Annotated in this window: 12 protein-coding genes and 1 riboswitch; of the genes, 7 read left to right on the top strand and 5 right to left on the bottom strand. The window is 64.8% G+C overall.

Annotated elements, in window-relative coordinates:
• The first annotated feature begins 72 nt into the window (after positions 1 to 72).
• Positions 73 to 687, top strand: coding sequence for a helix-turn-helix domain-containing protein (locus GM676_RS18335; RefSeq protein ID WP_155465247.1), 615 nt, complete (start codon positions 73 to 75; stop codon positions 685 to 687).
• Here the strand turns inward: GM676_RS18335 and GM676_RS18330 are convergent.
• Positions 668 to 2020, bottom strand: coding sequence for a sensor histidine kinase (locus tag GM676_RS18330; protein ID WP_155465245.1), 1353 nt, complete (start codon positions 2018 to 2020; stop codon positions 668 to 670). The two genes, GM676_RS18335 and GM676_RS18330, sit on opposite strands and share 20 nt — an antisense overlap.
• Positions 2021 to 2186: 166 nt before the next feature.
• On the opposite strand from GM676_RS18330, the gene GM676_RS18325 reads away from it, so the two are divergent.
• The gene (locus GM676_RS18325) at positions 2187 to 2600 is read left to right on the top strand and encodes an acyl-CoA thioesterase (RefSeq protein ID WP_155465243.1); all 414 of its coding nucleotides are present in this window, start codon (positions 2187 to 2189) and stop codon (positions 2598 to 2600) included.
• 35 nt (positions 2601 to 2635) lie between these two features.
• On the opposite strand, the gene GM676_RS18320 is transcribed toward GM676_RS18325, so the two are convergent.
• On the bottom strand, positions 2636 to 4444 hold the full coding sequence (locus GM676_RS18320; RefSeq protein WP_155465241.1) for a DUF885 domain-containing protein: 1809 nt from the start codon (positions 4442 to 4444) through the stop codon (positions 2636 to 2638).
• A gap of 200 nt (positions 4445 to 4644) precedes the next feature.
• On the opposite strand from GM676_RS18320, the gene GM676_RS31860 reads away from it, so the two are divergent.
• On the top strand, positions 4645 to 5298 hold the full coding sequence (locus GM676_RS31860) for a PEPxxWA-CTERM sorting domain-containing protein (protein WP_229262757.1): 654 nt from the start codon (positions 4645 to 4647) through the stop codon (positions 5296 to 5298).
• 53 nt (positions 5299 to 5351) lie between these two features.
• Here GM676_RS31860 and GM676_RS18310 read toward each other — a convergent pair whose 3' ends face one another.
• Both GM676_RS18310 and GM676_RS18305 read right to left on the bottom strand, forming a co-directional pair.
• Entirely contained in the window at positions 5352 to 6524 is a 1173-nt protein-coding gene (locus GM676_RS18310; RefSeq protein ID WP_155465239.1) for an HPP family protein, read from the bottom strand.
• 38 nt (positions 6525 to 6562) lie between these two features.
• Complete coding sequence (locus GM676_RS18305) at positions 6563 to 7039, bottom strand: Lrp/AsnC family transcriptional regulator (protein WP_155465237.1); 477 nt, start codon at positions 7037 to 7039, stop codon at positions 6563 to 6565.
• 99 nt (positions 7040 to 7138) lie between these two features.
• Here GM676_RS18305 and GM676_RS18300 point away from each other — a divergent pair, with 99 nt between their 5' ends.
• A complete protein-coding gene (locus tag GM676_RS18300; RefSeq protein WP_155465235.1) occupies positions 7139 to 9235 on the top strand; it encodes an aminotransferase class V-fold PLP-dependent enzyme in 2097 nt (698 codons plus the stop codon).
• Positions 9236 to 9402: 167 nt separating this feature from the next.
• Positions 9403 to 18147 (top strand): GH36-type glycosyl hydrolase domain-containing protein, encoded by an 8745-nt coding sequence (locus GM676_RS18295; protein ID WP_155465233.1) that lies wholly within the window; start codon positions 9403 to 9405, stop codon positions 18145 to 18147.
• On the opposite strand, the gene GM676_RS18290 is transcribed toward GM676_RS18295, so the two are convergent.
• Positions 18115 to 18690 (bottom strand): TMEM165/GDT1 family protein, encoded by a 576-nt coding sequence (locus GM676_RS18290; RefSeq protein WP_155465231.1) that lies wholly within the window; start codon positions 18688 to 18690, stop codon positions 18115 to 18117. The two genes, GM676_RS18295 and GM676_RS18290, sit on opposite strands and share 33 nt — an antisense overlap.
• Positions 18691 to 18801: 111 nt before the next feature.
• A riboswitch (yybP-ykoY riboswitch) is annotated at positions 18802 to 19000 on the bottom strand.
• 72 nt (positions 19001 to 19072) lie between these two features.
• Here GM676_RS18290 and GM676_RS18285 point away from each other — a divergent pair.
• Positions 19073 to 20914, top strand: coding sequence for a M1 family metallopeptidase (locus GM676_RS18285; RefSeq protein WP_155465229.1), 1842 nt, complete (start codon positions 19073 to 19075; stop codon positions 20912 to 20914).
• Positions 20911 to 22470: a serine hydrolase gene (locus GM676_RS18280; protein ID WP_155465227.1), complete on the top strand. Its 1560-nt coding sequence runs from the start codon at positions 20911 to 20913 to the stop codon at positions 22468 to 22470. Before GM676_RS18285 ends, GM676_RS18280 begins: the two co-directional genes overlap by 4 nt.
• Positions 22471 to 22474: the final 4 nt, after the last annotated feature.

The raw sequence follows: 22474 nt of genomic DNA, 5'->3' as shown, positions 1-22474 counted from the left end.
CGCGCATGACAGTTTGGTAAACATGATGTGAAACATGCCAGTCAACAGTGTGTTCATGCTAAGATTTGGCTCATGATCGCCCAAGCCCTCTTCACTCCCGCCCAGCAAAAACTGCTGGGCTTGCTGTTTGTACGTGTCAATCAAGGATTCCACTTGAATGAGATCATGCGCCTGACTGGCTTGGGCAGCGCGTCGGCGCAGCGGGAGTTGAAGCGTCTGCATGAGTCGGGCGTGATCGTGTCCGAGCGCATCGGCAATGTACGCCGCTTTAAACCGAACAAGGACTGCATCGTGTTTGGCGAATTGAGCGGCTTGGTGAAAAAAACCTTTGGCCTGGTCAGCGTCCTGAATTCCGCGCTGGCGCCGTTACAGCATGTATTGAATGTGGCGTTTGTTTATGGCGCCACCGCCAAGGAACAAGAGGGCATGGATACCGCCGTTGAATTACTGCTGATCGGCGATAATACCAGCTACGGTGAATTATTATCCCGCCTGCCGGTTGCCGAACGTTTATTGCGCCGTAAAATCAATCCTAATCTTTATTCCATTCCCGATTTTAAGCGCCGTCTGCGCGAACAACAGCCATTTATTCTGGAAGTTTTGCGCGGCCAAAAGATTTATGTTTTGGGCGACGAAACCGATCTTGAAAAAGTCAGCGGCGAAGATTTTAATCCGCTGGCAGACTGATTAAAAAGCAGGTGTATCGTCCGGCTTTGGACTGGCATTGAATATTGCCGCCAAAGGCGGTAATCACCTTGCGGCAAAACGCCAGTCCCATGCCAGTGCCGCCGGTGCTATAAAAGGGTTCAAATACATGTGGCAACACGTCGTCCGGAATACCCATGCCGGTATCGGTGACCATTAATTGCCGCCCCCGTAATCGGATTTCTACCTCGCCCCGCCCAGCCGCCTTGATGGCGTGCAGGGCGTTCTTGAACAGGTTGTACAGCACGTACACCAGCAGCACGTCCGAGCCGAAAAAGGTGAAGTCCTCGCTGCCGCGCACTTTGACTTTTTCCCGCATCGCGCTTTCAAACGGGTAGCTGGCCAGCGCCTCGTCCACGCATTTCTTGATTGAATGGTTGGCAAAATCGCTACGGTTAAGCGTGCCGGCGCGGGCCGAGGCCAGCATCATGTCGACGATGAAATTGGAGCGGCTGATCTCGGTTTCGATGTACTGATTGATTTGCTGCAAATATTGCAACTGCACCGCCGACAGTGTCGGCGAGATCAATTGTTGCTGTACGGCCAGCTGGTAGCCAGTCAGCAAGTCGGGCAGGCAGCGGCTGAGGATGCGCGACTGGTTGCGGATGGTGGCCAGCGGCGTGCGCATTTCGTGGGCGATGGTGGCCGCCACCTCCAGCGGATCGGCCAGCAGGTTGTAGCGCACCATGGCCTGGGCGATCAGCCCGAGGCTGGTGGCCACGAACAGCACGCCAGGCGGGTAGAACTGCATGCCGTAGTTGCACAGGTAGTCCACCGAGGCGAAGAAGTAGATCAGCAGGCTGACCAGGCAGTAACGCAGCCGGGTGCGCTCGGTCGACACCGCCATGCGCTGGCGCCGGTACAGCAGCCACAGGCCGCGTCCCACCACCAGCACGGTTTGTAACAGATGCAGCGGATGCAGCAGGCCGGCTTTGGGATAAAAGCCGAAGAAATAGCGGTACAGCCCGGCCACCAGCCAGTCGCTGGTCAGCAGCAGCACGCCCAGCAGCCCGGCCGCGCCGTAAGATAGCGCTACCCATCGCCCCTCGCCGCGCTGCACCGTCAGCTCGGCAATGAAGTGGTACAGCGTGGTCGGCAGGAACAAAATCATCAGGTAGCCCAGCTTGGCCAGCGACAGGGCCGCGTGCTCGTCCTCCATCTGGAACAGGATGGCCCAGGTGAATTGCCAGCAGAAGGTGGTGCTGCACAGCAGGAAGAAGGTCAGGCTGATGCGGCTGACGCCACGCGAATGCAACACGTAAGCGCCATAGCACAGGAATAGCAGGGAAACCACGACGGGCAGGAGGGAGTGCATGATTGCGGATTCCAGGCGAGTTGTGAGGTCAGACAAGTATTGCGCGGGATGAAGCAGCTCGCTTGTTTATTGCAACAGCCTTTGCGCCAGATCAAACATCGTTCGCGGGATCGCCTTTTTAGTGGTCTTGCCCGGCTGTCGGGCATCACACTTTTAGGAGAATCCCATGCTGATGCAAGTTACCACCCAAACCTTCGCCCACACCCTGACCATCTACCTCAAGGATTCCAACGCCTACGGCAACACCTATTTCGCGCGTTACTTCGAATGGCAGGGTATTTGCCGCGAAAAGTGGTTCTTCGAGTGCATTTCGGCCGATATGTTGCAGAAGGAGGGCGTGTTCATCACCAAGCACGCGGAGCAGGACTATTTGCAGGAGACCTTCCCGTTTCAGGAGGTTTCCTGCGAGTTGAACGCATATGACGTGAGGAAGTGCTCGTTCTGGCTGGAGTTCCGCTTTTACGCCGGCGGCAAGCCGGTCTCGGTGGGGCGCCAGCAGATTGTGTTTGCCAACCATGCCAAGCAAATCACGGCGCTGCCGGCCGAGGTGATCGAGCGCATCAAGCAGTATGTGAAGTAAGCGGGGAGAGGCGGGCCGCGCGGCCCGCCTTGGGATCAACGCTGGGTCGCGATCCAGTGGTCGACCTTGGCTTCCAGCAGGGCCAGCGGCAGGGTGCCGTCGCCCAGCACCACGGCGTGGAAGGCCGGCAGGCTGAACTTGTCGCCCAGCGCCTGTTCGGCGCGCTTGCGCAGTTCCTGGATTTTCAGCGAGCCAACCTTGTAGCCCAGCGCCTGGCCCGGCCACGCCATGTAGCGCTCGGTCTCGGTCTTGGCCACGACGTCATAACCCAGCGTATCCTTCATGTACTGAATGCTTTGCTCGCGGGTCCAGCCCTTGGCGTGCATGCCGGTGTCCACCACCAGGCGCACGGCGCGCAGCATCTCGTCGTTCAGGTGGCCGAAGTACTGGGCCGGATCGTCAAACAAGCCCATTTCCTTGCCCAGGGTTTCGGCATACAGCGCCCAGCCTTCGATAAAGGCGTTGTTGCCGCCGAATTTACGGAAGTTGGGCAGGTTCAGTTCCTGCGTCAGGGCGATGTGGAAGTGGTGGCCCGGCTTGCCCTCGTGCAGGAACAAGGTGGTCATGCCGGTGCTGCCGTACTTGGCCGGATCGTTGACCACCGACCAGAACACGCCAGGACGCGAACCGTCGCCGGCCGGCGCGGTGTAGTGGTCGGAGGCGGTGGCGCGGCTCAGTTCAGGCTCCAGGCGCAGGTCCAGCTTGGCTTTCGGCAGCAGGCTGAACATCTGCGGCAGCTTGGTGTCCAGCACGTCGCTCAGCTTGTGATAGACCGCCTGCACCTCGTCCTCGGTCTTGAACGGGTAAAACTTGGCTTGCGCCGCCACCCACACCGGCAAGCCGGCGGCGGGGCCGGTGTAGCCCAGCTGCGGTCCGACTTTTTCAAATTCGGACTGGATGCGCGCCACTTCCTTCAGGCCGATGGCGTGGATTTCATCGGGCGTCAGCGAAGTCGTGGTGGCGTTGGCGACGCGGGCCTGATACCAGGCGGCGCCGTCCGGCAGCGCGCCCAGGCCGGTCGAGGTGCGGCAGGCCGGCACATAGTCTTTTTCCAGGAAGGTGGCCAGGCGCACCAGCGCCGGCATCACCTTGTCGTTGATGGTCTTACGGTAGGCGGCGGTCAGGCGTTGCTTGTCGGCGTCGGAGAACGCGGCCGGCAGTTTGGTGACCGGGGTGTAGTAGATGCTGGCTTCCGGCGTGGCGCTCACCAGTTTCTGGAACTGCGGCAGGGCCGAGATCATGATGGCCTTCGGCTCCGTCACGCCTTGCTTGATGCCGGTGCGCATGTTGGCGATGGCCTGGTCGATCCATGCCGGCAGTTGCGATACGCGGCTCAGGTAAGCCTCATATTCCTTGACGGTGCCGATCGGCTGCGACGCTTCGCCGCCGGCGTAGTTGGCCAGGGTGACCGGGATGCTGTCCATCTGATTGATCGGCAGCAAGTGCTCGGGGAAGCGCTCCATCGCGATCAGGCCGTTCAGTTCGTATTGCAGGATGTCGTAGTTGAGGCGGTCGGCGGTGGTCAGCTGTTCGCGCGAGATGGCTTGCAGGCGCCGGGCGAACTGGCGGTACAGCTTGAACTGCGCGGCACGTTTGGCCGGGGCGATGCTCAGGCCCAATTGGTCGTCGAAGCGGTTGTCGCCATCCTCCGTCGCCGTGACCGGTTCGAAGCGCGCCACCGCGTCGTAGTATTGATCGGCAAGCTTCAGCAGCGCCTTGTGGGCGGCGTTGGCGACTTCCGCGCTCACTTTGGCGGCCGGCGCGGCGGTAGTGGCGCCGACGGGAGCAAAGGCCAGCGCGATAGCGGCGGCGAGGGGAGCGATGATGTTGCGGCGATACGTCATGTGGTAATCCTCGGTGTAACAAAGTTGGCCGCTAGCATAAGCCATCAAGGGGCTGGCGCGGCGACAATTTTGTATCAGCGACACATTGTTTTGTAGCAGAAAGAGTCGCTACTGAATTGCTATTTAATTTGTCGATGCGCTGCCGGATGAGGAGTAAGATCGATTTCCGCAGCACCCAAAAACATAACAAAGGGGGATGTATGAACGGACTGAGGAAAACAGCCCTGGCGCTGGCCGTGATGGCGCCTTTGCAAGCGTTTGCGGTCGATACCGTCAGCTGGGCCAAGTGGGCGGATGCCAGCACCGGCCAGTTCCAGTACGGCGCGACCACTGTCACGGTGACCTACACCGGACAAACCATCGGCATGGATACGGCGGCGTATATCTACAATGTGCCGTCATCGTTCACCAACGCCGAAGTGACCAACACGCCCGGCAGCAACGGCACCATCCTGATGACGGGCGGCGGCCCCACCGTCATCAACAACTTCCATTTCAGCTCGCCGGTGACCGATCCGTATATGGATCTGATCAGCGTGGGGCGCGACTCTCAGCCAGTCAATTTTGTGTTCCTGAATGGCAGCTTCAGCATTCTGGCGCAGGGAGCGGGCAACTGGGGTGGCGGCCTGCTGACGCAGTCCGGCATGACGGCCACCGGCTGGGAAGGCAATGGCTTGCTGAAGTTTTACGGTACTTACACTGACATCAGCTTCATCACACCGGACGACGAGTATTACTACGGCGCGACGGTGGGTGGGCTTGTCAATGCCGTGCCGGAACCTTCAAGCTACGCCATGCTGCTGGCAGGTCTGGGGCTGGCCGGCGCCATGGCGCGCCGGCGCAAGAATAAGTAATAAAAACAAGTGTGTCACGCCATCGGCCGCGCAGCTGCATGCGCGGCTTTTTTTTATGCCGCCGCTTCGGCGAAACGGCTTTCATACAGCGCCGCCACCAGGTCGGATTGGGTGACGATGCCGACAAATCGCTGCTCTTCGTCGACGATGGGGATGTGGTGGAAGCCCGAGTCCGCCATCAGCGGCACCAGGTCGACGATGGGCGTGTCGACCCGCGCCGTGGTGGGATGGGCGGTCATGATCTGGCCCACCACTTCGGCTTTTTCGGTGTGGCTCACGCCGGTCTTGCGCAGGAAGCGTCGCAGCTGCTGGCGGATGCTGCGGAAGTCGTCCAGCCCGCCGTGTTCGAGGAAATCGGTCTGGGTGACGATGCCGATCACGCGGCGCGCACGGTTCAGCACCGGCAGCGCCGTCACGCGGTGGGCGCGCATCTGCTGCCAGGCTTCCTCCAGGCCGGTGCCGAACTCGGCGCTGACGATGTCGCGCGACATGATGTCGGCGCAGTTGATGATGCCGAAGCGGCGCTGGTAGGCGCGCTGCTCGGTCTGCATGAACAGCGATTCCAGATCATCGCGGCTGATGTCCAGCACCTGGTTATGCTGTTGCAGCACGGCGTCCAGGTCTTCCGGCTTGAAGCCCAGCCGCACGGTCGGCACCGCGTCCTTGGTGGCGTGCGGGTTGATGTGCGGATTCTGTTGCTGATGCGGATAGGCGCGCCCGGTCAGGTTGTTGTAGGTGATGGCCATCAGCACCAGCAGCACTGAGTCGGCCAGCACTGTCATCAGCACGAATTCGAAGCCGGCCGCCTGTACCACGGCGCCGCCGATCACGGTGGTCAGCGCCACCGCGCCGCCAGGCGGATGCAGGCAGCGCATGATGAACATGGCTGCAATCGCGCCACCGCAGGCAGCGCCCGCCAGCAGCGGCAGGGGCAGGCTGTTGCCCAGCCAGCGCACGCAGGCCGCGCCCACCAGACCGCTGACCACATTGCCGCCGATCACGGACCACGGCTGCGCCAGCGGGCTGGCGGGCAGCGCGAACAGCAACACCGACGAGGCGCCGATCGGCGCCACCAGGAACACGGCGGCGTGGGTGGATTGCAGCAGCGCCTTGCCGAGGATGGCGGTCAGCATGATGCCGAGCAGGGCGCCGGCGGCGGCGCGCAGCTGCTCGCGACGGTTGGCGGTGGTGGGGCTGGGCAGCCAGCTGGCGAAGAAGGCGCGCATGGGCTTAATCAAGTATTTAAAAGATGCATTATCGCACTTTATTGGTGCGAAAGCAGACCGAGCGGCAGAGAGGTGGTGATCTTGATCTGTTCCATGGAGAACGCCGACGATACCCCGGTCAGCTTCACGGATTTGATTAACTTCTTGTAAAAACGGTCATATCCTTCGATGTCGGTGGTAACCACCTTCAACAGATAATCCACGTCGCCGCTCATGCGGTGGAATTCCTGCACTTCCGGCAGCGCCGCCACGGCATCGGCAAAGCGGGCGAACCAGTTCTCGTCGTGCTGGGTGATGCGGATGCTGACAAACACCGTCACCGGCAGCCCGACCTTGCGGCGGTTGACGATGGCCACGCGGTGCTCGATATAGCCTTCCTCCTCCAGCCGGCGCAGGCGTTTCCAGCACGGCGTGGAGGACAGGCCGATCTGCTCGCTGAGCTGGGCCACGGACAGGGTGCCGTCGCGTTGCAGGGCGTCGAGGATGGCGTAATCGTAGCGGTCAAGTTGATTCATTCTAATAATTCTCAGATTGAGGCATAAAATACCTGCATGTTAGGCGTTGTGGCGTAACTTTGGTACGTTTATTTCAGCATCAGTGCGTAAGCTATACGGATGACTACTGAAATCTATCTCGACAGCAACGCCACCAGCGTTGTTCTGCCGGCCGCCATTGCCGCGGCCACCGACGCCATGGGCCAGCGCTACGGCAATCCGAGCAGCACCCACGCCACCGGCCTCAAGGCCAAGTCCATCCTCGACCAGACGCGTGCCTGCGCCGTGCGCCTGCTGGGCGTGGGCGACGGCCGCCTGATGTTCAACAGCGGCGCCACCGAAGGTATCCATACCGCCGTGCTGTCGGCGCTGGTGTCGCTGCGCGAGCGCCGCGCTGCGGGCGAAGCCATCGGCTCGCTGCTGGTCTACGGCGCCACCGAACACAAGGCGGTGCCGGAAAGCCTGGCGCACTGGAATCGCCTGCTGGGCCTGAACCTGACGCTGCACAAACTGCCGGTCGACCACGACGGCGCGCACAGCCTGCCAGCGCTGCGCGAGGTGGCGCCGCAAGCCGCCATGGTCTGCACCATGGCCGCCAATAACGAAACCGGCGTCATCAGCGATCTCGACGGCATCGCCGCCGCGCTGGAAGGCAGCAAGGCGCTGTGGCTGGTCGACTGCGTGCAGGCGCTGGGCAAGCTCAAGCTGGATCTGTCGTCCACCCGCATCGATTACGCGCCGTTCTCCGGCCATAAGCTGTACGCGCCCAAGGGCGTTGGCATGCTGTACGTGCGCGCCGGCGCGCCGTTCACGCCGCTCATCACAGGCGGCGGCCAGGAGGGCGGCCTGCGCTCCGGCACCGAAAACATGGCCGGCATCGCCGCCTTGGGCGCGGTGCTGTCGGCGCTGGAACGCGGCGACACCTTCCGCGGCACCGCCGAGCTGTGCGGCTTCCGCGCCCGCCTGGCCGACAGCCTGCGCGCCGCCTTGCCGGGCGTGGTGTTCAACAACCCGTTCGACAAGGCCTTGCCGACCACGCTGAATTTCGCCGTGCCCGGCCTGTCCAGTCGCGAGCTGATGGATGTGTTTGACGCCGCCGAGGTGCGCGTCAGCGCCGGCAGCGCCTGCTCGTCCTCCAAGGCTGCACCCAGCTACGTGCTGGACGCCATGGGCCTGCCGCTGTGGCGCAGCGCCGGCGCCATCCGCATGTCGTTCGGCCCGCTGGCCGATGAAGCCACCATCGCCGCCGCCTGCGAACGCATCGCGCGCTGCGGCGCAGCCCTGCGCGCCAGCTGCCTGATCCCGTCCGAGCGCGGCGCCGCACCGCACGACGGCTTGCTGCAACTGGGCGTGGAGGGCGCGTGCAGCTGGATGGTGCTGGACGCCGCCAGCCGCAGTTGCATCGTCATCGATCCGCTGCCGGACCACACCGCGCGCATCGAATCCTATGTGCGCTGCCAGAACTATCAGGTGCAAGCCATCGTCAGCACCTTGCCCAATGCCGGCCGCGACATGCTGATCGAGGCGCTGGGGCGCCACTTCAACCGCCATGCCGACGCCGACGAATACGGCTGGCCGCGCCACGCCGCCAGCATCGTGCTCGGCAATGGCGCCGGCGCGTCCGCCATCCAGCTGGGCGAACAGGTGCTGGCCTGCGTGCCCTGCGGCGGCGGCGACGAGCTGCGCGCCTACCTGCTGGGCGCGCCGCAAGAGGGCAGGCTGCCGGCCGCCGCCGTGCGCTTCGCCTTCAGCGCGCGTCCCGCGCTGCAAGTGCTGGGTGCGGTCAGCGCCGGCCACACGCTGCTCTGTCCCACCCGCGACGAGCACAACCAGTTCTGCACCATTGCTGAACCGCTGGCAACGCTGGCTGCCGACGCGCAACTCGACAGCGGCGCGCTGGACGCTTTCCTGCAAGCCCACCCGGACGCTTGCCTGGTCGACGTGCGCGAGCCCTACGAATTCGCGGCCACCGTGGCGCCGGCCTGGGCCGGCCGCGCGGCGCTGAGCGTGCCGCTGGGGCGCCTGGCCGAGTACGCCAGCGCCTGGCTGCACGCCGAGCAAACGCCGCTGGTGTTCTTCTGCCGCAGCGGCAACCGCAGTCTGAAAGCGGCGCAATGCCTGCGCCGTCTCGGCCATCGCCAGGCTTACAGCCTGAACGGTGGGCTGGCACTGGCGGGCGCCGCGCCGGCGCCGCTGCCGCTGCCGCTGGCAGCCTGAAAAACGATATAAATAGTTTCTTCTCCTCACTTTTACGGGCCGCTCAGCGGCCCGTTTTTTTATTGCTGACTTTGTTATGTACGTCACCGTACAGTAGCGTACGGTGCGCCGCCGTACCATGGCTTGGCCGATAATTTTTCATTCGCAGCTTTCCAGCGAGGTCCAAGTTGAACAAGTCTAATCCCCTGCTGCCCGAGCTCAGCCTCGGCTTCCGCGAGTCCCGCAGCGGCTCCCTGTTATCAGAGGAGGATGGCGAGGACCTGCCGCTGCGGGCGGAATTGTTCAGCGCCGCGCAAATGGCGGCGCATGGCAAGACCCTGGCCAAGCATCACGAACTGAGCAAGCGCGGCGGGCGCGACCGCCTGCTGTCGCGGCTGGCCGAAAACGCCGCCGTCATCGATGCCACCTGCGACGAGCTGACCGCCGCCGTCAAGGCCGGGCGCCAGATCACGCCGGCTTCGGAATGGCTGCTGGACAATTTCTATTTGATCGAAGAACAGATCCGCATTGCCCGCCGTCACCTGCCGAAGAACTACAGCAAGGAATTGCCGCGCCTGGGCAAGGGCGCGCCGGAGGGCTGCCCACGGGTCTACAAGATCGCGCTGGAAATCATCGCCCACGGCGACGGCCGCGTCGATCCGGAATCGCTGTGCCGCTTTGTCGACGCCTATCAGGAAGTGGCCACCCTCAAGCTGGGCGAGCTGTGGGCCATCCCCATCATGCTGCGGCTGGCGCTGATCGAAAACCTGCGCCGCGTGGCCGCCCGCGTGGCCGAGAACCGCCTCCAGCGCGACCTGGCCAACACCTGGGCCGACCAGATGACCGAGATCGCGGAAAAGAATCCCAGCGGCCTGATTCTGATGGTGGCCGACATGGCGCGCTCCAATCCGCCCATCACCAGCGCCTTCGTGGCCGAGCTGGCGCGCCGCCTGCAAGGCCAAAGCCCGGCGCTGACGCTGGCGCTGACCTGGATCACCCACCGCCTGGCCGAAAGCGGCCAGACCATCGAGCAGCAGATCCAGGCCGAGATCCAGCAGCAGGCGGCCGAGCAGGTCTCGATCGCCAACAGCATCGGCAGCCTGCGCTTCCTCGGCACCATGGACTGGCAGGAGTTTGTCGAGACCATGAGCGTGGTCGAACAAACCCTGCGCCAGGACCCGGCCGACATCTACGGCAAGATGGAATTCTCCACCCGCGACCAGTACCGCCACGCGATCGAGAAAATCGCCAAGCGCTCGCGCTTTTCGGAGGAGGAAGTGGCGCAGCAGGCCTTGCAGCTGGCGCTCAATCATCATGGCGGCGACGACGCGCGCCATGGCCACGTGGGCTTCTACCTGATCGGCGGCGGCCTGGCCGCGCTGGAAAAGCAGGCCGGCATGCGGCGCCCGTGGCTGGAGGCCTTGCAGCAAACCTCGCGCGCCGCGCCGCTGACGTCCTACCTCGGCGCCATCGCCGCGATTGCGCTGGTGTGCACCGCGCTGCTGCTGGAGCGCGCCGCCTTCCATGGCGTGCGTGGCGGCGTGATGATCGCGCTGGGCGTGCTGGCGCTGCTGGGCAGCAGCCAGCTGGCGCTCAGCCTCGTGAACTGGTTCGCCACCCTGGTCACCCAGCCCAACCCCTTGCCGCGCATGGACTTCAAGGAAGGCATCCCGGCCGACGCGCGCACCATGGTGGTGGTGCCCACGCTGGTCTACAGCAAGGAGAACATCGACGAGTTGTACGAGCAGCTGGAGGTGCGCTTTCTCGCCAACCGCGATCCCAACCTGATGTTTTGCCTGCTGACCGATTTCGCCGACGCCCGCGCCGAGCGCATGCCCGATGACGATGCGCTGGTCGAGCACCTCAAGCGCGGTGTGGCGCACCTGAACCACAAATACGCCGACGGTCAGCCAGCGTCGTCGTTCCTCCTGCTGCACCGGCCGCGCCTGTGGAACCCGCAGGAGGGCGTGTGGATGGGCTATGAGCGCAAGCGCGGCAAGCTGGAGGATCTGAACCGCTACCTGCGCGGCGGCGCGCGCAATAAATTCTCGGTGGTGGCGGGCGATACCTCGGAGCTGGAAAGCATCCGCTACGTCATCACGCTGGACACCGACACCCAACTGCCGCGCGACGCCGCGCGCGAGTTCGTCGCCACCATGCAGCACCCGCTCAACCGCCCGCGCGTGGACCTGGCGCGCGGCCGCGTCACCGAGGGCTATGGCATCTTGCAGCCGCGCGTGGCGGTCAGCCTGCCGAGCGAAAATGCCTCGCGCTACGAAAAACTGTGCGGCGGCGAGCCTGGCATCGATCCCTACACCCGCACCGTGTCGGACGTGTACCAGGACGTGTTCTTCGAGGGCTCCTTCATCGGCAAGGGCATCTACGATGTCGACGTGTTCGAGCAAGTGCTGGGAGGGCGCTTGCCGGAAAACCGCATCCTCAGCCACGACCTGCTGGAAGGCTGCTACCTGCGCGCCGGCCTGCTGAGCGACGCCCAGCTGTACGAGCAATACCCGGCGCGCTACAGCGACGACGTCACGCGCCGCCAGCGCTGGATCCGCGGCGACTGGCAGCTGACCGGCTGGCTGGCCGGGCGGGTGCCGGGCCGCGGCGGCAAGCGCGAAAAGAATCCGTTGTCGCCGCTGTCGCGCTGGAAGCTGTTTGACAATCTGCGCCGCAGCCTGACCGCGCCGGCGCTGGTGCTGTCGCTGGTCACCGCGTGGCGCTGGTTGCCGCAGCCGTGGATGTGGACCATGGCCGTGCTGGCGGTGATCTTCCTGCCGCCGCTGGTCAGCCTGGCGCACGACTTGTGCCGCCGTCCGCGCGACACCTTGTGGAGCCAGCATATCCGGGCGGCGCTGCGGCGCGGCGGCATGCAGTTCTCGCACGCGATACTGATGCTGGTGTTCCTGCCGTATGAGGCCTATTTCAGCATGGACGCCATCCTGCGCAGCCTGTGGCGCACGCTGGTCTCGCACCGCCGCCTGCTGGAATGGCGCGCTTCGGCCCTGTCGCGCCAGGCCGAGGGCAACGCCAGCACCTGGCGCACCATGTGGTTCTCGCCGGTGCTGGCGCTGTTCGTCGGCGGCGCGCTGCTGGGCTGGAAGCCGGCCAGCCTGCCGGCCGCCTCGCTGTTCCTGCTGGCGTGGCTGGTGGCGCCGGCGGTGGCCAACTGGATCAGCCGCCCGATCGCGCGCCGGCACGCCCAGCTCACGCCCGAGCAGCAGCAGTTCCTGCACAAGCTGGCGCGCCGCACCTGGGCCTATTTCGACCGCTTCGTCGGCCCGGAAGACAACTGGCTGCCGCCCGATAATATGCAGGAGCACCCAGTGCAGGTGGTGGCGCACCGCACCTCGCCGACCAACATCGGCATGGCCTTGCTGGCCAACCTGAGCGCCAGCGATTTCGGCTACATCACGGTGGCCCAGCTGATGCAGCGCACCGCCCACACGCTGGACAGCATGGACAAGCTGGAACGGCACCACGGCCACTTCTACAACTGGTACGACACGCAAACCCTCAAGCCACTGCATCCGATTTATATATCGACCGTCGACAGCGGCAATCTGGCCGGCCACCTGCTGACATTGCAGCCTGGCTTGACCGGCTTGTACGATGCGCCGGTGCTGGGGCCGCAAATCGTCGACGGCCTGGCCGCCACCGCGCGCGTGCTGGATGAAACGCTGAGCGAAGCCGCCACCGGCGCCGCCGCCACTACCGCCGCTGCCGGCACCGGTGGGGCCAGCGCGCTGCTCAACGCCCTCACGCCGCCGCAGGACGCGTCCAACCTGCAACAGCTGCATGCCTGGCTGCTGCGCGTGGCCGCCACCGCCGACGAACTGCTGCCGCGTGCCACCGCCCACGGCGAGGCAGGCGGCGCATGGTGCCAGTCGCTGGTGCGGCAGTGCCGCGCCGCGCTGGATGAACTGGAACTGCTGACGCCATGGGCCGCGCTGTCGCCTGACGTGGTACTGGACACCAACATGATGCGCATGCCCACCCTGCGCGAGCTGGCGGCGCTGGCACGCGCCAGCGCCACGGTGGCGGTCAACGACCTGGCTCCGGCCGAGCGCGAACGCCAGCGGCAATTGGCGCAGCTGGTGGAACAAGGCAGCGCCGCCGCGCACGAGCGCATGCGCGCGCTGGCCGGGCTGGCGCAGCGCGCCTGCCAGTTCGCGCAAATGGAATACGGCTTCCTGTACAACCCCACCACCAACTTGCTGGCGATCGGTTACAACGTCAGCGAGCGCCGGCTGGACGCCAGCTACTACGACCTGCTGGCCTCCGAGGTGCGCCTCGCCAGTTTCGTCGCCATCGCGCAGGGACAACTGCCGCAGGAGCACTGGTTCGCGCTGGGCCGCCAGCTGTGCATCGTGGCCGGCAAGCCGGTGCTGCTGTCGTGGAGCGGCTCGATGTTCGAGTACCTGATGCCGCTGCTGGTGATGCCGAATTATCCGAGCACGCTGCTGGACCAGACCTATCAGTCGGTGATCGACGCCCAAATCGATTATGGCAAGCGCCGCAACGTGCCGTGGGGGATCTCCGAATCCGGCTACAACACCGTGGACGCCAGCCTGAATTACCAGTACCGCGCGTTTGGCGTGCCGGGCCTGGGCCTCAAACGCGGCCTGGCCGACGACCTGGTGATCGCGCCCTACGCCAGCATGATGGGCCTGATGGTGCAGCCGGAAGCCTCGTGCGCCAATTTGCAGCGCATGGCGGAACTGGGCTTCATGGGCCGCTACGGCTTCTTCGAGGCGATCGACTACACCGCCTCGCGCCTGCCGCGCGGCCAGAGCTACGCCATCATCCGTTCCTTCATGGTCCACCATCAGGGCATGGGCCTGCTGGCGCTCAGCTATCTGCTGCATGACCGGCCGATGCAGCGCCGCTTCGAATCCGACCCGCTGCTGCAATCGACGCTGCTGGTGCTCCAGGAACGCAGCCCGCAGGCCGGCGCCTTCTACTCCAACACCACCGAGCTGGCCGCCATCCGCAGCAACACGCCGGAGCAGGCCATGCCGATGCGCGTGCTGACCCAGCACACCACGCCGGTGCCGGAAACTCAGCTGCTGTCCAACGGCCGCTATCACGTCATGGTCACCAACGCCGGCGGCAGCTACAGCCGCTGGAAGGACCTGGCGGTGACCCGCTGGCGCGAAGACAGCACGCGCGACAACTGGGGCAACTTCTGCTACGTGCGCGATGTCGACGATGGCGAATACTGGTCCACCACCTACCAGCCCACGCTGGTCGATCCGCGCCGCTTCGAAGTGATCTTCTCCGAAGGCCGCGCCGAGTTCCGCCGCTCCGACCGCCACATCGACCTGTACACCGAAATCGTGGTGTCGCCGGAAGACGATATCGAATTGCGCCGCACCCGCATCACCAACAAGAGCGACCGCGTGCGCACCATCGAGGTCACCAGCTTTGCCGAGGTGGTGATGGCGCCGGCCGCCGCCGACAACGCCCATCCGGCCTTCAGCAAGCTGTTTGTGCAAACCGAGATCCTGCGCCACGAGAATGCCATCCTGTGCACGCGCCGCCCGCGCGGCGCCAGCGACGTCATGCCGTGGCTGATGCACTCGATGATGGTGCACGACGCGCAAGTGAACAACGTGTCGTTCGAGACCGACCGCTCGCGCTTCATCGGCCGCGGCAACACCGCCGCCACGCCGGACGCCATGCTGCGCGACGGCCCGCTGAGCGGGGCCGAGGGCTCGGTGCTGGACCCGGTGGTGGCGATCCGCTACACCATCACCTTGCAACCGGACCAGTATGCGACGGTGGACATCGTCACCGGCATGGCCGAGCAGCGCGAGACCGCGCTGCACCTGATCGACAAATATCAGGACCGCCATCTGGCCGACCGCGTGTTCGAACTGGCCTGGACCCACAGTCAGGTGGTGCTGCGCCAGCTCAACGCCAGCGAGGCCGACGGGCAGCTGTACGGGCGCCTGGCCAACTCGGTGATCTATCCGAACGCCGCGCTGCGCGCCGATGCGGCCACGCTGATCAAGAATCAGCGCGGCCAGTCCGGCCTGTGGGCGTATGCCATCTCGGGCGACCTGCCGATCGTTCTGCTGCAAATCAAGGACCCGGCCAACATCGAGCTGGCGCGCCAGATGGTGCAGGCGCACGCCTACTGGCGCCTGAAAGGACTGGTGGTGGATCTGGTGATCTGGTACGAAGACCAATCCGGCTACCGCCAGGCCCTGCATGACCAGATCATGGGCCTGATCGCTTCCGGCATCGACGCGCAGGCCATCGACCGGCCGGGCGGCATCTTCGTGCGCCAGGCCGACCAGATCGCCAACGAGGACCGGGTGCTGCTGCAATCGGTGGCGCGCGTCATCATCAGCGACGCGCGCGGCACGCTGGCCGAGCAGATCAAGCGTCCGGCCGCGCCGTCCCTGCGCATGCCGCCGCTGATGGCCGACAGCCGGGGCGAATACGCGGACGCCGGCCCGGTCACCCATCCGGCGCGCGGGCTGGTGCTGGAAAACGGCATCGGCGGCTTTAGCGAGGATGGGCGCGAGTACGTGATCACCACCAGCGCCGGCCAGCGCACGCCGGCGCCGTGGGCCAATGTGCTGGCCAATCCGCAGTTCGGCAGCGTGATATCGGAAAGCGGCCAGGCCTACACCTGGCACGAGAACGCGCACGAATTCCGCCTCACGCCATGGCACAACGATCCGGTCAGCGACGCCAGCGGCGAAGCCTTCTACCTGCGCGATGAGCAGAGCGGCCAGTTCTGGTCGCCGGCCGCGCTGCCGGCGCGCGGCCATGGCACATATATCACGCGCCACGGCTTTGGCTACAGCGTGTTCGAGCACATCGAGGCCGGTGTGCACAGCGAGCTGACCACCTTCGTGGCCACCGATGCGCCCATCAAGTACACCGTGCTGAAAGTGCGCAACGACTCGCTGGTGCAGCGCCGCCTCTCGGTGTTCGGTTATGTGGAATGGGTGCTGGGCGACATGCGCTCCAAGTCGGGCATGCACATCATCACCGAAGCCGATCCGGTCAGCGGCGCGCTGTTTGCGCGCAATGCCTACAACACGGAATTCAGCGGCCGCGTGGCCTTCTTCAATTGCGACGCCACGCTGCGCACGGTGACCGCCGACCGCACCGAGTTCGTCGGCCGCAACGGCTCGCTGGCGTCGCCGGCGGCGCTGCGGCGCGCACGCCTGTCGGGCAAGGTCGGCGCGGGCCTCGACGCTTGCGCGGCGATCCAGGCCCCGCTCGATCTGCTGCCGGGACAGGAGCGCGAGATCGTGTTCGTGCTGGGCGTGGGCGGCCGCCGCAACGCCGATGTCAGCAGCATGGTGCAGAAATACCGCAGCACCAACGCGGCGCAGGAAGCGCTGGCCGCCGTGCACGCGCACTGGGAGCAGGCGCTGGGCGCGGTGCGCATCGAAACGCCGGAGCCGGAGCTGGACGTCATCGCCAATGGCTGGCTGATGTACCAGACCATCGCCTGCCGCATCTGGGCCCGCAGCGGCTACTACCAGTCCGGCGGCGCCTTCGGCTTCCGCGACCAGTTGCAGGATGCGATGGCCACCATCCACACCCAACCGCAGCTGCTGCGTGACCAGCTGCTGCTGTGCGCCGCCCACCAGTTCCTGGAAGGCGACGTGCAGCACTGGTGGCATCCGCCTTCGGACCGCGGCGTGCGCACGCACTGCTCGGACGATTATCTGTGGCTGCCGCTGGGCGCGTGGCGCTATGTCTCCAGCACCGGCGACCTGGCCATCCTCGATGAAACCGTGCCTTATCTGGAAGGGCGTCCGGTCAAGCCGGAAGAGGATTCTTACTATGACCTGCCGGCCCGTTCGGGCGAGCATGGCACGCTGTACGACCACTGCGTGCGCGCCATCCGCAACGGCTTGCGTTTCGGCGAGCATGGCTTGCCGCTGATCGGTTCCTGCGACTGGAACGACGGCATGGACAAGGTGGGTGAACATGGCAAGGGGGAGAGCGTGTGGCTGGCCTTCTTCCTGTGCGAAGTGTTGAAGCGCTTTGCCGAAGTGGCCGATCTGCGGCATGACGCGGAATTCGCGGCCGAGTGCCGCGAGCAGGCACGCCGCATCGCCGCCAATGTGGAGCAGAACGCGTGGGACGGCGAATGGTATCGCCGCGCTTACTTCGACGACGGCACGCCGCTCGGTTCCCACACCAACGAGGAATGCCAGATCGATTCGATTTCGCAAAGCTGGGGCGTGCTGTCCGGCGCCGCCGATCCGGTGCGGGTGCGCGGCGCCATGGAGCAGGTCAACCAGCGGCTGGTGCGGCGTGATTCCGGTATCATTCAGCTGCTCGATCCACCGTTCGACAAAGCGGGGCCGAATCCGGGCTACATCCGCGGCTACGTGCCGGGCGTGCGCGAGAATGGCGGCCAGTACACCCACGCCGCCATCTGGACCGCCATGGCCTTTGCGCGGCTGGGCGAGACCGAACGCGCATGGGAGCTGGCGCGCATGATCAACCCGGTCATGCATGGCCGCACCGCCGAAGGCGCAGCGGTGTACAAGGTGGAGCCGTACGTGGTGACGGCCGACGTGTACGCGGTGCCGCCGCATGTGGGACGCGGCGGCTGGAGCTGGTACACCGGTTCCTCGGGCTGGATGTACCGCCTGATCATCGAGTCGCTGCTGGGCCTCACGCGCACCGCCACCCACCTCAAGCTGGAGCCGCGCATGCCGCACGGCTGGACCACGTTCACGCTGACCTATCGCCACGCCAGCACCAGCTACGAGATCCGCGTGGTGCGCAATGGCGCGACCATGCCGCAACTGACGGTGGATGGCGTGCCGCAGCACGACCAGCTGATCGAGCTGCGTGACAGCGGCGGCGTGCGGCAGGTGGAACTGTTGCTGCCGGCCGCGCCGGCGGTGGCCTCAGACGCCCAGGCTGGCGCCGGCGCCCAGTAGGGTGGCCACGCCCAGCGCCGCGAAGATCAGCGCGGCGATGCCGTGCACCAGCTTGAGCGAGACCTGGTTGGCGATCCTGTCGCCGAAGTACACGGCCGGCACGTTCGCCAGCATCATGCCCAGCGTGGTGCCGGCCACCACCGCCACGATGCCGTGATAGCGCGCCGCCAGCGCCACCGTGGCCACCTGCGTCTTGTCGCCCATCTCGGCCAGGAAAAAGGCGATCAGGGTGGTGAGGAACACGCCGTACCTGGCCAGCTCCGTGTCGTCGTCATCCAGCTTATCGGGCACCAGCGTCCACGCGGCCATGGCGAGGAAGGAGGCGCCCAGCACCCAGCGCAGGATCTCGGGGCCCATCAGGCTGGTGATCCATGCGCCGATGGCGGCGGCGAAAGCGTGGTTGGCGATGGTGGCGACGAAGATGCCGGCAACGATGGGCAGGGGACGACGGAACCGGGCGGCGAGGACAAATGCGAGCAGCTGGGTTTTATCGCCGATTTCCGCAAGGGCGACGATGCCGGTAGAGACGAGGAAGGCTTCCATAGTAAATGATGTACGCGGGCCGGAACGATTAACCAATGACCAAAGCGCGGCTCCGGCCCTGCTAAGAGAGGTTGTTTCAAAATGCACGCAGCGAGGCGCGGCGACGAAGACAGTGCGCCTGCACGGCAAGGAGCCGCAACGAAGCTGCGGGCTTTTTGAAACGACCTCCAAGGCCGCGCATCAGTCATGGTCTCGTCAAGCCAGGGGCGAATACCCTGGGCCACCTGCGCCACGGTCTGCGGACCGATTATGTTGACACAGGTTCTTGCGCCGGGGTGGCGCAAGCCGACTACTCCCCAAGAACGGCCGCCATCTTAACACATGCCAGAAACATGGCTATGCTATTCTGCTTAGCGCTACTGATAACATTGAAAGTATCACCATGATCAAGAAGACTTTGTCGGCCTTCGTGCTATCCGCATTGACCGCGCTGACCGCTCACGCCGACCCATTGAGCTACGCCCGCTACGATCAGGTGCGCACCACCGATCTGTATCTGGACCTGAAGGCGGACTTCAGCCACAAGATCCTGTCCGGCTACGCCGAGCTGACGCTGAACTGGATCGATAAATCCGTGCGCACGCTGGTGCTGGACACCAATGAACTCAACATCGCCAAGGTGCAGGTGCTGAACGTCAATGGCCGCTGGAGCGCCGCTTCCTTCATGCTCGACAAATTCGACGCGCAGAAAGGCCGTGCCCTGCGCATCGCGCTGCCGTTCCAGCCGCAGAAAGTGCGCGTGTACTACCGCACCGCGCCATCGGCCGCCGCGCTGCAATGGATGGCGCCGGAGCAGACCATGTCCGGCAAGCGTCCGTTCATGTTCAGCCAGTCGCAGGACATCAACGCCCGCTCGTGGGCGCCGGTGCAGGACACGCCCGCCGTGCGCTTCACCTACAGCGCCCGCATCGACGCGCCGGCCGGCCTGCGCGTGGTGATGAGCGCGGAAAACGACCAGCAAGCCACTGGCGCCGGCGGCTGGAAATTCAAGATGGCGCAGCCGATTCCGTCCTACCTGCTGGCCATCGCCATCGGCGAAATCGAAGTGCGCAACCTCGGCCCGCGTACCGCCGTCTATGCGGAGCCGGCGCGGATCGAGGCTGCGGCCTACGAGTTGGCCGACACCGAGAAAATGATCGCCGCCGCCGAGGGCCTGTACGGTCCTTACCGGTGGGACCGCTACGACATGATCGTGCTGCCGCCGTCCTTCCCTTACGGCGGCATGGAAAACCCGCGCATGACCTTCCTCACCCCGACCATGATCGCGGGCGACCGCAGCCTGAATGATTTGATCGCGCATGAACTGGCGCACTCGTGGTCCGGCAACCTGGTGACCAACGCCTCGTGGAAGTACACCTGGATGAACGAAGGCTTCACCATCTACGTCACCACCCGCATTGTCGAGAAACTGTACGGCGACGAAGTGGCGGAGATGAACCTGCAAGTGGAGCAGGAGGAGGCGCTGGCGTCGCTGGCCAGCATCCCGGCGGCCAAGCAGGTGCTGGCCACGCGCGGCGCCGACACCGATCCCTCGCTGTATTCCGACGGCAGCCTGATTTACCCGAAAGGCGCATGGTTCCTGCGCACGCTGGAGCAGCGCGCCGGCCGCGAGGTGTTCGATCCCTTCCTGCGCGGCTGGTTCGACTCGCACGCCTTCAAGTCGGCCACCACCGATGAATTTGTCGACTACCTGAAGAAAAACCTGCTGGACGCGCATCCGGAATACATGTCGGCCTCGGAGCTGGACGAGTGGCTGTACGCGCCCGGCATTCCGGCCAGCGCCAAGCGCGCCGTCTCGCCACGCCTGGCTGCGCTGGACACGCAGCGCGCCGCCTGGCTGAAAGGCGAATTGCCGACCGCTGAACTGGGCGGCAAGAACTGGATCGCACTGGAGTGGATGCACTTCCTGAACGACATCGATGGCAAGGCCAGCGCCGCGCAGATGCAGGAGCTGGACCAGACCTTCGGCCTGGGCAAGAGCGGCAACAATGAAATCGCCTACCGCTTCTACCTGTCCTCGGTCAAGGCTGGCTACAACGTGCGCGAGCCGCTGGAGAAATTCCTCAACAGTGTGGGACGCAAGCTGTTCGTGGTGCCGCTGTACACCGCATTGCTGAAGAACCCTAACGAAAAGGATTGGGCGAAAGCGCTGTACGCCCGGGCGCGTTCGCACTACCACCCGCTGACGCAAGCCGCGGTCGACAAGGCATTCAAGAAGCAATGAAACCGAATACGCATTTTATGGCGGCCGCGCTGATGCTGGCCGCGGCGGCGGCGCATGCCGCCAGCGTGCCGGCGTTTAATCTCGATGCGGACGTCAACCGCGCCTTGAAAACCTTCGACGTGCCGGGCATGGCGGTCGCCATCGTCAAGGATGGCAAGGTGGTGGCGGCCAAGGGCTACGGCGTGCGCAAGCTGGGCGATCCAACGCCGGTGGACGGCAAGACCTTGTTTGAAATCGCCTCCAACTCCAAGGGCTTCACCGCCGCCGCGCTGGCGATGCTGGTCGACGAGGGCAAGCTGGCGTGGGACGATCCGGTCACCAGGCACCTGCCGGGCTTCCAGATGTACGATTCCTACGTCACCGGCCAGATGACGGTGCGCGACCTGCTGGTGCACCGTAGCGGTCTTGGACTCGGCGCCGGCGACTTGCTGTGGTGGCCGAGCACCACCTTCGGCAGCGACGAGATCATCGAGCGGCTGCGCTACATCAAGCCCGCCACCAGCTTCCGCGCCAGCTACGCCTACGACAACCTGCTGTACATCGTGGCCGGCAAGATCATCGCCGACAAGGCCGGCAAGCCGTGGGGCGAGGTGCTGCGCGAGCGCATCTTCACGCCGCTGGGCATGGGCGGCACCAACACCAGCGTGGCCGAGATGCTGGCCGCCAGCGACCACGCCGCGCCGCACAGCAAGATCAATGACAGGATCGCGGTGGTGAAGCCGATGCCGGTGCCGAACGCGGTGGGCGCGGTGGGCATCAATACCAATGCCGAGGACATCGCGCGCTGGATGACGCTACTGCTCAACAACGGCAAAATGGACAACGGCCGGCAGCTGTTCAGCGCAAAGCAGGCGGCCGAGATGTGGACCGCGCAAACGCCGATGCGCATCCGCGAGCCCAAGCCGGCGCTGGCCGCCACCAGGCCTAACTTCTATGCCTATGGCCTTGGCTTCCAGCTGCGCGACTACAAGGGCCGCAAGGTCGTCATCCACACGGGCGCGTTGCAAGGCTTTTATTCGACGATGCTGATGGTGCCGGAAGAGAGGCTGGGCATCGCCCTCCTGACCAATGCGGAAAACAGTCCGGTGATGATGTCGCTGTACTACCGTATTCTCGACCAATACCTCAAGGTGCAGCCTTCCGACTGGATTCAGCTGTACGCCGATCAGGAAGCGGCGTCGCACCAGGAGGAGCTGGAGCGGCAGGGCAAGGAGCACACGGCGCGCGCGGCGGACTCGAAGCCGTCGCTGCCGCTGGCGGCCTACAACGGCGAGTACGAGGATGCGTGGTACGGCAAGATCAGCATCCGCGCGGAGGGCGGCAAGCAGGTGCTGCGCTTCGAGCGCACGCCGGATCTGAGCGGGGAGCTGGAGCACTTCCAGCACGACACCTTCATCGTGCGCTGGCGGGAGCGCAACTTCAATGCCGACGCCTACGTGACGTTCGCGCTCAATCCGGACGGCAGCATCGAGCGCATGAAGATGGCGCCCATCTCCACCGAGACGGATTTCAGCTACGACTTCCGCGACCTGAATTTCACGCCGGTGAGCAAGTAGGCGC

The organism is Duganella radicis, from assembly GCF_009720825.1.
Classification (GTDB): Bacteria; Pseudomonadota; Gammaproteobacteria; order Burkholderiales; family Burkholderiaceae_D; genus Rugamonas; species Rugamonas radicis.
Note: the sequence above shows the minus strand (reverse complement) of the source record. Positions and strands in the feature narration are given on the sequence as shown.

Excerpts from the sequence above, each read along its gene's own strand:
- GM676_RS18330 (WP_155465245.1), bottom strand. The coding sequence starts at position 2,020 with ATGCACTCCCTCCTGCCCGTCGTGGTTTCCCTGCTATTCCTGTGCTAT.
- GM676_RS18325 (WP_155465243.1), top strand. The coding sequence starts at position 2,187 with ATGCTGATGCAAGTTACCACCCAAACCTTCGCCCACACCCTGACCATC.
- GM676_RS18320 (WP_155465241.1), bottom strand. The coding sequence starts at position 4,444 with ATGACGTATCGCCGCAACATCATCGCTCCCCTCGCCGCCGCTATCGCG.
- GM676_RS31860 (WP_229262757.1), top strand. The coding sequence starts at position 4,645 with ATGAACGGACTGAGGAAAACAGCCCTGGCGCTGGCCGTGATGGCGCCT.
- GM676_RS18280 (WP_155465227.1), top strand. The coding sequence starts at position 20,911 with ATGAAACCGAATACGCATTTTATGGCGGCCGCGCTGATGCTGGCCGCG.
- GM676_RS18285 (WP_155465229.1), top strand. The coding sequence starts at position 19,073 with ATGATCAAGAAGACTTTGTCGGCCTTCGTGCTATCCGCATTGACCGCG.
- GM676_RS18305 (WP_155465237.1), bottom strand. The coding sequence starts at position 7,039 with ATGAATCAACTTGACCGCTACGATTACGCCATCCTCGACGCCCTGCAA.
- GM676_RS18290 (WP_155465231.1), bottom strand. The coding sequence starts at position 18,690 with ATGGAAGCCTTCCTCGTCTCTACCGGCATCGTCGCCCTTGCGGAAATC.
- GM676_RS18335 (WP_155465247.1), top strand. The coding sequence starts at position 73 with ATGATCGCCCAAGCCCTCTTCACTCCCGCCCAGCAAAAACTGCTGGGC.
- GM676_RS18300 (WP_155465235.1), top strand. The coding sequence starts at position 7,139 with ATGACTACTGAAATCTATCTCGACAGCAACGCCACCAGCGTTGTTCTG.
- GM676_RS18310 (WP_155465239.1), bottom strand. The coding sequence starts at position 6,524 with ATGCGCGCCTTCTTCGCCAGCTGGCTGCCCAGCCCCACCACCGCCAAC.